Here is a 13,697-nt window from a genome sequence, read left to right on the forward strand (position 1 = left end):
GGTTTTGTTGGAATTACTTGCAGGGTAAGACGAGTCAGTATTTCTGTTAATTATCTCACAATGAAAAAGGATTTCAAAAAGGAATTTCTTTTCGCCGCTCCCCTATTTCAGAAAACCAATTGGCGTCTTTCAATTCCAGTGCAAGTAATTGCATCGTATGGTAATCCTCATCTTCTAACGTCAATTCGGCCTTATGTATATCTTTATAGTAAATTAAAATCGGCGCTTTTGATCGTTCGGGATGAAGCGTATGAAAATAGTACGTTTGGTATAAAGGGTCTTTGCAATGAAATGATTTATTTTTTTCAATCCAACCTAAAATCGTGTGATTGCCTCGTTTTATTTTTGCCCACGATCCATCTAGCATAGCGTGCACTCCTTTAGATGTATTGTGGTTTATTTTATTGTTTTTATGTAAATACGGTAAGTGAAATTATGAGGATCGTGTTGGAAGCTTAAATGGATAAAAAACACGTGTCAGTTATGGAGAGACACGTGTGGATCCAAGGGGAATACTGTGAAACAAATGCGTTCGCCTACAGTTTGAATTCGGTCATAAAAACAACGAGGGTTGCCCTTTCAGGTCGTTCTTGGCCGATCAACGATTCGCTCTTTCTATTTTGCTTGTTGTTGCTTTAACGGCATGGTCAGCCGGAATCCAACCTTCCTCGCCTTTTTCTGTACGAGCAAACAACCAGCCATTTAATTCTTTTTTGACAATAAGCCGTTCTCCTGCTGCTACTGTTAGCTCGTGGGCAGTATAGGTTTCCAACAAATAGGCCTCTCCCTTTTCATTTGGAACTGTTAAAAATTGTTTCGGTACCCACCCCTTCTTATGCGATTTGTCCGTTTCACAAAAAATCCACTTTGGGTAGTCGGTATCTTCCTCGCCATATTGAACGCTATCGCCTTTATTTAAAATGAGTGGATCAGGATAACAAGTTTGGTAACTTGTCGTAACCATATATAATGTCATCATGACGGCTCCTTCCGTTTTTTTTATTATAGAAGCTTGGATAAGATTTCGTCAAAACGATACTCATGATAAAAAGAGCTATTCCGTTCTTTGTCCGTGAGGTTTGTCATTTTTTGATGTGTTTTCCTTGCTATACAATTTAATTTCATGTTCTTTTCCATATAAAATGGTTTAACTGAAACACATAAAAAATGACTCCGCAAGATAGATCAAAAAATGACTAATGTAACTTGATATTTTAAAAATAAAGGAGGGAAGCTTGCGTTGTACGATTACGAAATGGTCATTAAAAAAATTATTATGTATGTGGAAGAAAACTTACATCAGCCCCTTACCTTAGAAAACGTCGCAAGGCACTCGAATTTCTCAAAATACCATTTTCATCGAATTTTCCAATCGACGGTTGGTATGACAATAACTGATTACATTCGAAAAAGAAGATTGGCAAATGCTTCTGTCGCTTTACTTCACACAAATGAACGCATACTTGACATTGCGTTATATTATCAATTTGAATCACAAGAATCATTTACAAGAGCATTTAAAGAAGTATACAATCTGACACCTGGCAAATATCGCAAGATCATGTCTACTGTAATTAAGAACAAGGAGAAGGCGTATATGAAAACAAAAATGAAAGGTTGGTTTTTAAGTGGATCCAATCCATTTAATTACGAAATGGGTATTGATCATGAAGTTGTTCATCAAGGGAAGGTATCCGGTTATTTAAAATCAAAAACAGTGCTAGATTCAACCGAATTCTCTACTATGATGCAGACATTTAAGGCGAATAAGTTTGTTGGAAAACGCATTCGACTTTCGTGTTTCATCCGTACAAAGGATGTAGAGACGTACGCTGGAATGTGGATGCGGGTAGACAACAAAATGGATGATGTTCTTCAATTTGATAATATGAGTGACCGCCCTATTAAAGGCAACACAAACTGGAACCGTTATTCTATTGTTTTAGATGTCCCAGATCAAAGTGCTGTTATTTCGTTCGGTATTATTCTTGCTGGTCAAGGGAAAGTGTGGGCAGATCAGTTTGCATTTGAAGAAGTGAGTGAAAGTATTCCAACAACTAATTTGGAAGTTCATGGCGAACTGTTGGATGAACCGGTTAATCTATCGTTTGAGGAAGAAATAGAATAGAAGGAAGGGAGATAACATGGCTAATTGCGAAAAGAAAACAATTGGAGTAGTGTCAAGTATTATCGTAATCGTCGTTATTGTGGCCGTGAAATTTGTAGGAAGCAATACGATTGTTCATCTCTTGAAATTTTGGTGATGGTTAACGATTACGGAAAATTCACTGGCTAAAAGAAACCGCCCCCCATTGGATCTTATGAAATTACAAAAGTGAGACTTCTACAGGTTAAATGAAGTCTCAGCTCTCTTCTTATTAGTCGATGTACAGTGGGAAATGCGATCTTGAAATAATTTGTATCCAATGTACCTAATCCGTGATACGGCCCCTGGTGTCAATGTCTTTCCCTACGCATGCCCTTATTTCTTTCAATAGCACAACTTCACCAGATCTGATCTCTTCTGCGACCATCCACTGTACAGGTGTATCCAGCTTCTGTCGATATCAGAGTCCTGTTCCAACATAACCACAATTTTATTGGCAAAATAGTCCTGTTCAACGATGCCGGGAGACAATGCAGTCATATAAATGGTTGGACCTCTCGCCCATGCTCTTGAAACAGAGCGGTCCTAACGAGACGTTCTCCGGTTTTGCCTCCTTCGACAAAGCAGGATGTCGCCTGATCGCTACTGACGATGGTTTTCTCTCATTTCCAAGCTACGACCGATTTAAACGACGTCCATGCCATAAATATCGCGACTATCAGCCCTTTTTCCACACGTTCTCCTTTTCATGCATAAAAGAGGCGTCCCGACACAGACTAATGGACATGCCAATCTCGGAGTGATGCCAATGCCTAAACAAAGCAAACAAGGCCGTCTTGAACGAAAAATCCGTAAACAAACACGTTCAAGCGCGAAGACGCTGGAAGAGCTCCTTGACTTGTGTCGGCGATCAAATGATTTTCATTCCTTTAAACAAGCGGACGACAATCCTTTTGAGATTTATTATTTTTCATCGATCGTCAAACCCAAAGTCATCCATGAAGAGATTTTGCCGGCTCTTGCCAATAAGCAACTTAAAACGCTCGTTGGTTTAAAAGAAGCAATCAGAGTAGAAAAAACGAAAATTGAACATCATTTAGCCAAAATTGAACAAGCTTTAATGCGCGGAGAAGTCCTTATCTGTCTTCAACAGGCGCCGACAGAAGCGTTGCTTGTCCCAGCAGAGCAAGCTGAAACTCGTTCGATCAATCCACCTGAAGTTGAGTTTAGTGTAGTTGGACCAAAAGAAGCGTTTGTTGAACCGCTGTCTACAAATATAAACTTAGTGCGCAGGCGTCTGCCGATTCCAGACCTTGTCATAACCGAAAGGATTGTTGGCCATTTAAGTAAAACAAAAGTAGCGATTCTACATATAGATGGCATTACAAACAGTCAAGTCGTACAAACGGTTACACAACGCATTGAAGATATCGGCTTTGATGAAATTGTCGATAGTTCTTATATCGCGCAATTGATTTCAGACAACTCCAATTCGATTTTTCCACAACTGATTGATACTGAACGCCCCGACCGGGTTGCAGCGATGCTTGCCGAAGGAAAAGTTGCCGTAATTGTTGATGGCTCGCCTCATGCACTTACCGGGCCAACTTCGTTTGTTGAATTCTTTTCTGCTTTTGAAGATTATTTTTTGCCATGGCCGCTCGCATCTGCTTTTCGCCTTATCCGACTATGTGCTGTATTGTTTTCGATTTTGTCGACAGCCTTATATGTGGCTGTGATGACCTACCATTATGAAATGATTCCGACACAACTGCTGCACACACTCGTTTCGTCGCGGAGCGGGATTCCCTTTCCGCCTATTTTTGAGGCATTGATCCTTGAAGTTGTCATTGAGTTGCTACGAGAGGCAGGAGCGCGATTGCCGAATAAAATTGGGCAAACGATTGGGATCGTTGGCGGCATTGTAATCGGAACAGCCGCTGTCGAAGCAGGACTTACAAGCAATATTCTCTTAATCATTGTTGCATTGACTGCGCTTGCTTCCTTTACGACACCTATTTACCAAATGGGTAATACGATCCGCTTGATTCGTTTTCCTTTTATTCTTGCCGCCCAGTGGCTTGGCTTTTTAGGGGTAGCGGCTTGTTTCGCCCTCATACTAAGCCATCTACTCGTTTTAACTTCTCTTGGACAACCTTATTTAGCGCCGATTTATCCGTTAAGAGCAATCGATTTGAAAGACTCCTTTTTTAGGTTGCCGTTTAACAAACAGAAAAAGCGCCCCATTAGTGTGCGAGCCAAGAAACGCAAGCGCTTTAGTTCCAGCCACGATGGCAATCATCTAAAAAAGAGCGATATCGAGGAGTAAAAAAAGGAGTGCCCGATTATGCCAGCTACACACACTCAAGGCCCCAGTGAAAGTCGGCTGCTTTCGCCGTTTTTCAGCTTTTTTATCGTTGTCGGCGCCCAGATCAGCGTTGGCGTCCTAGGTTTTGAGCGAATTATCGCTACGTTTTCGGGCCAAGACGCTTGGTTATCTGTATTGCTGGCAGGGATGACTGTCCATGTGCTCGTATGGTTTCTATACGGCATATTGAAGCGAGGAAACGGAGACCTTGTTGCGATCCACAAAGCCGTGTTTGGAAAAGCAGTTGGTGGTTTGCTAAACCTTTATTTTATCGGCTATTTTGCCTTGCTCGCTTACACGGTTATTCGTACGTATATTGAGATTATCCAAATGTGGATGTTTGTCGAAGTGTATGTATGGGTGTTGTTTTTGCTACTTGTCTGTCTTGCCTATTCTTATGTAACAAATGGATTGCGTGTCGTTGTCGGCCTTTGTGTGATTGGGCTATTTCTATCAGCCCCATTGCTTTTGGCGAATTACTTTGCATTTACACATGCGAATGTTAGCAATCTGTTTCCTGTGTTTGAACATTCACCGCAGGCACTTCTCCTCGGCAGCAAAGCAATGACCCTTAATATGCTCGGGTTTGAGGTTTTATTGGTTGCCTATCCATTTTTAAAAAACGGTCCTGCATCACAAAAATGGAGCCATATTGCGGTCTTTACGACCACTCTTATCTACACGTTTGCGATTGTGTTAACGACTATCTATTTTAATCAAAATCAACTTAATCAAACGATTTGGGCCACGATTACATTATGGAAAGTCGTCGATTTGTCCGTCATCGAACGGTTTGAGTACATTGGTATTTCGATTTGGCTATTTGTCGTGTTGCCTACCATTTGCTTGCTGCTTTGGGCGGCGAGCCGTATTGCAAACCAAGCCTTCTCCATCAAGCAACGCACAGCATTACGTCTGCTAATTGTCTTGCTGTTTGTTTGCTCCTTTTTCGTCGTAGGGCGTAAAGAAGTCAATCAATTAAATGATGTGACAGCCGCAATCGGCTTTTGGACCATTATCACTTACATCCCGTTCTTATACATTGCCCAAAAAGTAAAGCTTGCTGTCGTTAAAGGAGGGAGCAAACGATGAAAAAATGGCTGCTTGCCTTTTGCTGCGTTTTACTGCTAGTAGGATGCGCGCCTCGTACAAAAGTGATTGAAGACATTCAGCTCATTCAAGCAATTGGCTATGATTATGTGAATAAAAACGAATTCAGGAGCGTAGCCAGTTCACTCATCGTCCTTCCTAGCGAGGAAACGCTGCCGCAAACGAAAGTATTTACTGCTACCGGAAATACTTCGCGGATCACACGCAAAAAAATGCAAACAGAGTCTTCCAAATACATGGTTGTCGGCCGGATTGGGCTCATGTTGTTTCAAGATCGCCTTGCAGAAGACGGCATTTTTTATTTTTTAAATGTCCACCAACGGGATTCAATGATCGGACGCAATCTCCGCCCGGCAATTGTTGAAGGAAAAACACTCGACTTACTTTCCGAAAATTACCATTTGGACACGACTGTTTATCAATATTTAAATGAATTACTTGAACAGAGTGAACGGGAAATTTACCCACGTGTCACACTGCATACCGCCTTATACCAATATTACGCAGAAGGCACTGATATGTTTTTGCCCATCATTAAAGGCAATGGTGATCACGCTCGTGTAACAGGCCTGGCATTGTTTAAAAAGGACCGTTATATCGATAAGCTGAATGTCCGTGAAGCTTCCTTTTTTAAGTTGCTTTCAGAACCGTTCCGCGGTGGGTTTTACCAAGTTCAAATTAACAGCGATTCGTTTGCAAACCTTGAGAATGTCCAAGCAACACCTCACTACACGATTACCAAAGACGATAACGGCTTACATGCTTCTATTCTCGTCTACATAAAAGGCGTTGTTAGTGAAAGTGGCGACTTAAGCATGAGTGCCAAAGACCTCGCTAAAATAAAAGAGCTCGGTATTCAACAGTTCGAAGAGCAAATGCGAACACTAGTCAACAGGTTCCAACAGCACGGCATCGACCCGATTGGCCTTGGCGACGTGGCCAGAAGCAAAATCCGCCATTTGAATATGGAACAATGGCATGACACCTACCCATCTCTTGATATTGATGTCAACGTCGATCTAACCGTGATCGGAAGCGGCATTACAGATTAAAGCGCAAAAATCGTATCTGGTCTTTGGATACAGCTTGTTGATTTAATAAACTGCAACTAAAAAATCGCTCTTACTGTATACTCGGATTGGAATATCAGGATACTCTTTTTTTAAAGAAGGAATTTGTTGCAACGCTTTTTCCTTTTTCTTGTAATACTCAGGCTTGCCTACCCGCTGCCCAGCTTCATCAATTAGCGTAATCAGCCACATTGCCTCAAACACGTCGTATGTGATTTCAATTCTGCTATCCATAAAAACAAGCCTCCGTTTATTTATTGATACTGTTTCATTTCATTGTAGCAAAAAAGCAAGAAAAATGTCGATTTTTCTTGCTTTTTTGTTCCTACTTTGATTAAGAAAATGGATCCTGCAAGCAAAAAAACCTTTGCCACACTGGCAAAGGTCAAAGAAAAATGTTGAAAAGGGATAAGGGGGATCTTACAAATCAAATGATAATGAATATCATTCTCATTGTCAAGTCTTTTTTTGTGAGCATCCTCTCTAAATGCCTGTTGCTGCTTCCTCCCCTTTAATCTAAAAAAGGAGCTGTCTAAAGTCAGCTCCAATCATGGCTCACCCTACTACCAGAAAGAAGGGAGATAATGGTATTATAGCGAACAATGTTTTTGTTGTAAACAAAAAAGTTTCCCTAAGGAAACTTTTCGTTCATCTCACTCTATTTCTTTTCCAAATCATTCATTATGCTTCATGATCAGCCGCAAATACAATATTTGCTGACTGTCTTGCTTTTTCAAATACTTGCATAACAGCATAAGAATGTTTCAGTAATTCCTCGCAACGGTCATAGTGCTGTTTGTCAAAGATGTCTTTAAATGCAAGAAGTTCATAATACATCAGGTTACTGCTCGTTTGTTCATTCAAATTGATTTCTTGATCTTCTAAATGCACGCTCACATTGCGACATCCATTTGCACCATTTTCTACATGAATGTAGCCTTTTTCTCCTTGAATCAAAACGAAATTTTTGCTTCTTGTATCTTTAGCGCCTACACACTCGGCAACCAAATCACGGTATTTTAATACGACTACTCCTGAAGTGTCGATTCCATTTGGATGTTTGTTTGCTGTGTAGGTAACGGACTCAGGCGCTCCAAATAAATGAAGGACAAAATGAAGATTGTAAATATTGATATCGGCTAATGCACCACCAGAAAATTGTGGATTGAACACATTTGGAGTTTCACCAGCCTTTAACCGATCATAGCGGCTAGAATATTGACTATAATTACATTGAATGAGTTTGAGCTGGCCTAATTTGCCAATCTGTTCTTTAATGAGTTGAAAATTTGGCAAATGAATCGTCGTAATTGCTTCAAACACCATTAACTGCTTTTCACGAGCAAGTTCCATCACTTGTTCTGATTCTCTCACGGTCGACGTAAATGGCTTTTCACAGATGACGTGTTTTCCACTTTGTAATGCCTGATACGTATGGCTAAAATGGAAACTGTTCGGCGAAGCTACGTAAATAAAGTCGATTGCTGGATCAGCAAACATGTTTACTAAATCAGTGTAAATCGTCGTTATCTTGTGTTTCTCAGCTAATGGCTTCGCCGTTTCTTTTTTACGGGAGTACATGGCAACACATTCAGCGCCGTCTATGTCTTTTAAAGCGGATAAAAATAAATCTACAATCGAACCAGTGCCAATCGTTCCTATCTTCATCTTGTTCCTCCCTGATAAGTTTTCGTTTCGAAAAGCCCGCTCGTAAGCGGGCTTTTATTAAAGCTAGTCGTTTTTGGGTGGGCGTGGCCCAAAAAATTGATAGAAGTCTGTCTTAATGTTGCCGTTGTAAAGTTTGCGTTTTTTGTTTGCTTTTTTGCCATATAGCTGTTCAAACTCCTCATGAGAAGTCAAAACATAAACAGACCACGTATCATGTAAAGCCATGACTTGTCCCATTTCTTTATACAAATGCTCGACCTCTTGTTGCTCTCCTAACCGTTCACCATAGGGGGGATTGCCAACTAAAATCCCGTACGGGCGCTTATGGCGAAAATCTTTCATTTGCATTTGTTTAAATTGGATGACATCGCCTAACCCAGCTTCCATTGCATTCCCCTTTGCCAGTTCGACTGCACGGTGGTCAATATCAGATCCGATTATATCAAGAGGCTGGTCATAATTAGCTAAATCCTCAACTTCTTCGCGCGCTCGTCTCCACCGCTCTTCACCAATCCAGTGCCACTCCTCAGATACGAAATCACGATTAAACCCTGGTGCAATGTTCTGGCCGATCATAGCCGCTTCGATCGCAAGCGTGCCCGAACCGCAAAAAGGATCTGCAAAAGGGCGATCTTTCGTCCATGTCGTTAATTGGACCATCGCCGCAGCAAGCGTCTCTTTTAACGGCGCCTGATTATGTAAAGCACGGTATCCCCGCTTATGCAAACCAGTTCCGCTTGCATCTAATGTTAATGTAGCTACATCTTTTAATAGCGCCACTTCTATTCGGTATAGCGGCCCATTTTCATCAAACCAGCTACGTTTATAGCGTTTTTTTAAGTTTTCGACGACTGCTTTCTTTACAATCGCTTGGCAATCTGAAACACTAAATAGCTTCGATTTGACAGAGCGCCCAATAACAGGAAATTCCGCATGAGGCGGCAACAAATCCGCCCACGGGAGCGCCTTTGTTTTCTCAAATAATTCATCAAATGTCATGGCTTTAAATTCGCCAATGCGGACTTTGATCCGATCGGCTGTGCGCAACCATAAATTTGCCCTCGGAATCGCTTCAACTGCTGCTTCAAACAACACACGGCCGTTTTCAACTGTTACGTTTTCATAGCCGAGCTGGCGTATTTCCCTTGCGGCAATTGCTTCCAGCCCCATTGTGGTTGTGGCAATGAGCGTCACTTTTTTCATCGTTCATGCCCCTTTCTCTTATCTTCACTGGCGCTAATGCCATAAATAGCCGCCTTGCGTATAAGCAAAAACAGCTCCTGCAATAGCGATGACGCCGAAAGCAAACATTAAAAATGTCGCAAGCTTTTGCGTACGTAAGGAGCGGTGGTACAAAAAGACAATCAGCATGTATAACGCAAAAAACAAGACAAGGAATATCCCACCTGCAAGTAAATCACCTTGAATCGCAAAGCCAATTCCAGTTAACAGGAAAAGCACAACGCCTATGAGATACATCGTTTTTGCTTGGTTGTCCATTTTTCTTCCCTCCTGCCAAACAGTGTTCCCCGTTTATTCTAACAGATTCCATTAAAAAAAACCCTTGTAAAGGGTTTTGGCTCGCTTATAACGATCATCTCCATGCCATCGATAAGCCATGTTCTGTACCTTTGTACTACAAACGGTGATGAGCCTCGTACTCCGGCGACAACCATCTATCTACGAATTGCTTCGTTTTTTCAGTTCCGTTCATTTTCAGACTGAAAAATGCCCCTACCATTGTTTGGGTTTCTCGCTCGAGGGGTTTACCGCGTTCCACTCTGCCCGTTTCCAAGCAGACTACGTCACTGTGGCACTTTCAAGGAGTGCATGCCTTATCCATTTGGACGTAGGCATCTCTCCTGCCGTCAGCTGCATGGCAGCTGCCCTAGCTTATGGATTGGCTAGGCACGAACACTACCGGCCTCTCAGCCGGTGCGAGCATGGACTTTCCTCTACGCATAAAATACGCAGCGGTTGTCTGAGGACATGTGTCTGTCATAAGCGACCTGTTCATTTTAACACATTTGCGCCAACTTGGCAATCACTATTGAAATAACCGCTTTGGTTCACGTATGGCCAAACGTGCAAGCTCATCCGCTTTTTTGTTTTGTTTACTCGGCACCCACATAATAAAAAAAAGCTCCAGTTGTACAATTTTATCCAAAATGGAACAAAGATAGCCGGCATATGCTTCTGTTTTTACATGGCGCTTTTCAATGCTGTCACTGACAAGCTTTGAATCCGTTCGTACCGACACTTGTTGCCATTCCTTTTGGAGGCATATATCTAGGGCAATATCAACTGCGGCAAATTCAGCTTCATGGTTCGTTTTGTCACCAAGGTGAAAACGAAATTCTTGTGCAGCGCCGTCTTTTAAAAAAACAAGCCCAGCTCCAGACGGACCTGGATTGCCAGCACTGGCGCCGTCCGTGTATACATGGATCATTACTCGTACATCTTGCTGCCAAACACTTTTTTCTCCAAGTTGGAAAGGCGTTGCAAAATGTCATAATTGGTGCTGCCAGCCGAAGGCGACGTAACGGTTTGGCTCCGTTGCGGGCGTTCTGTCTGCTTTTTTAAATCTTGTTTTAACAGTTCATTTTCTCGTTCAAGCTGCTCAATTTTTTTTTGGAATGCTTCATAATCTTGAATGACGGTATCGAGAAATTTATCGACTTCGTCTTGGTTGTACCCTCTCATGCTTTGTTTAAAATCTTTATCTAAGATTTCTTTTGCTGTAAGCCTAATCTCTATTTGGCTCATCTCAGATCACCTCATGTCCTATTCCACGTTACTATCTATTTTTTCAAAACTCGCCGCTAAAGTCAATTTAAACCGAGGTAATTCACAAACTTTTACAACGGTTTTAAAGAAAGTCGTCGTATTGGTCTTGGCGCACCGTTTCCTCGACCTCTTCAGGCGAGATGTAAAAAATCGGCTTCCGCTGAGCTTTGGCGCTAGCAATATAGTATAATGGCGAACCTTGCTTTTCTTCATCATAAAGGACAAGCAGACCGTCCGTCCGTTGAACTAAAAAATCATTTTTTTGCCTAAGTTGGCCAACATGCTCATAAGGGCGCTTCGAGATGCACTCTACAAAATCAGCCGTTGCTAGCCTTGCCGCATAGCGCTCTTGCGCTGCCTGGGACCAATTTGCCTCTTGCCCTTCAAAAGGAGGCAATATCGCCAGTTTCAAGTGTGGATAGGCGGTCTTCTTTAGAGAGGAGACCACATCTGCCGCCCATTGTTCAACGCCAAGTTGGCCGCTCGTAATGATCCACTCTGTTCCTTCTTCGATAAAAGGGCGCAACCGGTTTTCAATCGTTTTTTTTAAATAGTGGACCCCCTGATGACGTTCCTGAAAAATCCCCAATTCATGGGCTTTATAGCCTGTTACAAGCAATGAATGGATAGCTCGTCCCTCCTTATTCAATACGTAAGGCAGGCTCGCGCCCGCCCAACGTATTAACCTTAGTACTCGTAGCCATTAAATGGCATCATGCCACTAGGCTTCATATCTGATTTTGTTTTTGCGGTTGGTTTTGTGCTTGCCGGCTTTGTATTTGTTGGCATCACATTGCTCGGCATCACATTACTTGGCTTTACATTTGACGGCATAACGTTTGCTGGCATCGTCGCTTGCGGCTTCTCGCAGAACTGCAAATTTTGCACATTCTCTTTCACGCTTTCGCTATGCGGGAATTTATGAATGTGTTTGTACACATGGTTATTGACATGTGTCGTATGGGTTGGATGGATTTCTGGCACAATGTATTCGTTGGTGCTTTCAACAACATTGTGCTTCGTCGGATGAACAACTGCTGGAAGCTCATGCGTTTGCGTTGGCAACGTCATATTCGGCAAATTTGGCGCCTCACACCCACAGTCTGCGGCAGGCTTTACGTTTGGTTTGCATACTGGCCTTGGCGGCGGGCAGCAATGCGGTGGACGTTTATGAAACATAAAGTAAGTTCCTCCTTTTAATATTAGAGTCACTAATACCTTATGTCAGACTATCAGCAGGTGTACTAGTTCGATTACCTATTTTTACGCCCTCGAGCCATCGGCGTTTGGCAAATCGAAGTCAAAAAACGTCGCATAGTTGCGCATTTCACAGCGAAAACCGTCGACTATTGCGCTTCCCCGGGAAATGCTTATCGTTTTAATTTCCCGCTTATACGCGTTGCCCGCTTTAAAGCAGCTTCCCTTTCCTTGTTAGAGGAGGAAGACTGTAATGCCCGATAAGCGTAGATTTCCGCTTTGTCCCTTTCTTTTAAATAATGCTCATAAATAAGGGACAGCTCCGTCCAACAATGGTAGCTGGCAAACCCTTGCCGCACACAGGCATGGAACTGCTCTGCCGCTTCTGCGTAGCGCCGTTGTTTTTTCAATAAGTCGCCAAGGTGGCGCCTGGCTAAAAGGGGAAAGTCTTTGCTATCCAATAAGCTTTCATATAAAGAAAACGCAGCTTGTTGCTGGCCGGCTGCTTCATGCCATCTAGCAATTTGGTAGCGTTCCGCGTCACTCGCATGCCCCTTTGCATCTAAAATCAAGTCGCTTAACTTGGCATACAAAGCAATTAAAGACAGCATATCTGCTTCATGGTGGGCAAACACAGACTCCATGAATGCCGGGTTCCCTTCCCTGACAAAGTCAAAATAAAGCATTGGCACTAGGTAGGACGGTGTATCCGCTGTACGCTTGATGCCAAGCTTCTCTGCTTCAAGCGTACTCAAGTTGCACGAAGGAAGCTCGTTTTTCCACAGCCTGCGTGAACCGTGGAGCAAGTCGAAGTGACCGAACTTCGGCAATGCTGGTACAGCTTCCCGCAAGTAAGAATGGCGTGTTTTTAACCTTGGCCAATCAAATGCCTTGCCGTTAAAAGTGACAAGATGGTCAAGCTTTTTGGCATCGGCGAGAAAAAAGTGGTACAAAGCCACCTCAGCATCAGGTGCAGACAGCAAATACTGTTTAACCTCTACTTCTTTTTCCGTAAAAGAAGCAAACCCAAGCAAAAACATTTGCGTGCCTGCCCCACTGCTTAAGCCAGTCGTTTCCGTATCAAAAAACAACAGTTTTTCAGTAGGAATGCCCTTCTTTGACAAAGGATGGGCTAAAGCACTCGTATCCCAACGATCAATGGCTGCTTTCATTTCAGCAAATGTTTTGGGGCCATGTTTTTCTTGCAAAGAAAAACGAGTCGTCCGAATATAACAAACCATACCGTCAAACCAGCAAGCCTCAGTATTCAATTGTTCCCAACTTCCATGTTCGTTGTTGTTAGTAACCGATCCCTTCTCTTTTTCGGTGGTCGACATATGCGATTCAAACCGTTTTAATTTCGCCTTGATCGACATAGCCCCCTCCTTTC

The 13,697-nt window shown here is 42.6% G+C and carries 16 protein-coding genes and 1 other RNA gene; 4 read left to right on the forward strand and 13 right to left on the reverse strand.

What is annotated here, in order from left to right; translation table 11 throughout:
- Nucleotides 1–73 precede the first annotated feature (73 nt).
- Complete coding sequence (locus N6H06_RS09885; protein WP_263706175.1) at nt 74–367, reverse strand: hypothetical protein; 294 nt, start codon at nt 365–367, stop codon at nt 74–76.
- Nucleotides 368–598: 231 nt separating this feature from the next.
- On the reverse strand, nt 599–976 hold the full coding sequence (locus N6H06_RS09890; RefSeq protein WP_263706177.1) for an SH3 domain-containing protein: 378 nt from the start codon (nt 974–976) through the stop codon (nt 599–601).
- 279 nt (nt 977–1,255) lie between these two features.
- On the opposite strand from N6H06_RS09890, the gene N6H06_RS09895 reads away from it, so the two are divergent.
- The 4 genes from N6H06_RS09895 (at nt 1,256) to N6H06_RS09910 (ending at nt 6,637) form a co-directional block, all read left to right on the forward strand.
- Nucleotides 1,256–2,128 carry an AraC family transcriptional regulator gene (locus N6H06_RS09895; protein WP_213028909.1) on the forward strand — a complete coding sequence of 291 codons (873 nt, stop codon included), beginning with the start codon at nt 1,256–1,258 and terminating at the stop codon, nt 2,126–2,128.
- Between the two features lie 787 nt (nt 2,129–2,915).
- Nucleotides 2,916–4,436, forward strand: coding sequence for a spore germination protein (locus tag N6H06_RS09900; RefSeq protein ID WP_263706178.1), 1,521 nt, complete (start codon nt 2,916–2,918; stop codon nt 4,434–4,436).
- An 18-nt stretch (nt 4,437–4,454) separates the two neighbouring features.
- Nucleotides 4,455–5,567: a GerAB/ArcD/ProY family transporter gene (locus N6H06_RS09905; protein ID WP_212953588.1), complete on the forward strand. Its 1,113-nt coding sequence runs from the start codon at nt 4,455–4,457 to the stop codon at nt 5,565–5,567.
- The gene (locus tag N6H06_RS09910) at nt 5,564–6,637 is read left to right on the forward strand and encodes a Ger(x)C family spore germination protein (RefSeq protein ID WP_263706182.1); all 1,074 of its coding nucleotides are present in this window, start codon (nt 5,564–5,566) and stop codon (nt 6,635–6,637) included. Before N6H06_RS09905 ends, N6H06_RS09910 begins: the two co-directional genes overlap by 4 nt.
- Nucleotides 6,638–6,679: 42 nt before the next feature.
- On the opposite strand, the gene N6H06_RS09915 is transcribed toward N6H06_RS09910, so the two are convergent.
- The 11 genes from N6H06_RS09915 to N6H06_RS09965 form a co-directional block, all read right to left on the reverse strand.
- Nucleotides 6,680–6,889 carry a hypothetical protein gene (locus tag N6H06_RS09915; RefSeq protein ID WP_035202542.1) on the reverse strand — a complete coding sequence of 70 codons (210 nt, stop codon included), beginning with the start codon at nt 6,887–6,889 and terminating at the stop codon, nt 6,680–6,682.
- 20 nt (nt 6,890–6,909) lie between these two features.
- Complete coding sequence (locus N6H06_RS09920) at nt 6,910–7,203, reverse strand: hypothetical protein (RefSeq protein WP_062746785.1); 294 nt, start codon at nt 7,201–7,203, stop codon at nt 6,910–6,912.
- Between the two features lie 133 nt (nt 7,204–7,336).
- On the reverse strand, nt 7,337–8,323 hold the full coding sequence (locus N6H06_RS09925) for a Gfo/Idh/MocA family protein (RefSeq protein WP_263706194.1): 987 nt from the start codon (nt 8,321–8,323) through the stop codon (nt 7,337–7,339).
- A 63-nt stretch (nt 8,324–8,386) separates the two neighbouring features.
- Nucleotides 8,387–9,526: a THUMP domain-containing class I SAM-dependent RNA methyltransferase gene (locus N6H06_RS09930; protein WP_263706196.1), complete on the reverse strand. Its 1,140-nt coding sequence runs from the start codon at nt 9,524–9,526 to the stop codon at nt 8,387–8,389.
- Nucleotides 9,527–9,559: 33 nt separating this feature from the next.
- Complete coding sequence (locus tag N6H06_RS09935) at nt 9,560–9,823, reverse strand: hypothetical protein (RefSeq protein WP_212953595.1); 264 nt, start codon at nt 9,821–9,823, stop codon at nt 9,560–9,562.
- 107 nt (nt 9,824–9,930) lie between these two features.
- Nucleotides 9,931–10,312: RNase P RNA component class B (gene rnpB / locus N6H06_RS09940), an RNA gene on the reverse strand.
- 58 nt (nt 10,313–10,370) lie between these two features.
- Nucleotides 10,371–10,772, reverse strand: a complete 402-nt coding sequence (locus N6H06_RS09945) for an RNase H family protein (protein ID WP_212953597.1) — start codon at nt 10,770–10,772, stop codon at nt 10,371–10,373.
- Nucleotides 10,772–11,089, reverse strand: coding sequence for a cell division regulator GpsB (gene gpsB, locus N6H06_RS09950; RefSeq protein ID WP_212953599.1), 318 nt, complete (start codon nt 11,087–11,089; stop codon nt 10,772–10,774). Before gpsB ends, N6H06_RS09945 begins: the two co-directional genes overlap by 1 nt.
- Nucleotides 11,090–11,192: 103 nt before the next feature.
- Nucleotides 11,193–11,729: a DUF1273 domain-containing protein gene (locus tag N6H06_RS09955; protein ID WP_263706202.1), complete on the reverse strand. Its 537-nt coding sequence runs from the start codon at nt 11,727–11,729 to the stop codon at nt 11,193–11,195.
- Nucleotides 11,730–11,797: 68 nt separating this feature from the next.
- The gene (locus N6H06_RS09960) at nt 11,798–12,289 is read right to left on the reverse strand and encodes a spore coat protein (RefSeq protein WP_249413832.1); all 492 of its coding nucleotides are present in this window, start codon (nt 12,287–12,289) and stop codon (nt 11,798–11,800) included.
- Between the two features lie 191 nt (nt 12,290–12,480).
- The gene (locus N6H06_RS09965) at nt 12,481–13,683 is read right to left on the reverse strand and encodes a ribonuclease H-like domain-containing protein (protein WP_212953602.1); all 1,203 of its coding nucleotides are present in this window, start codon (nt 13,681–13,683) and stop codon (nt 12,481–12,483) included.
- Nucleotides 13,684–13,697 lie beyond the last annotated feature (14 nt).

Source organism: Shouchella tritolerans (assembly GCF_025770735.1).
GTDB lineage: Bacteria > Bacillota > Bacilli > Bacillales > Bacillaceae_D > Shouchella > Shouchella tritolerans.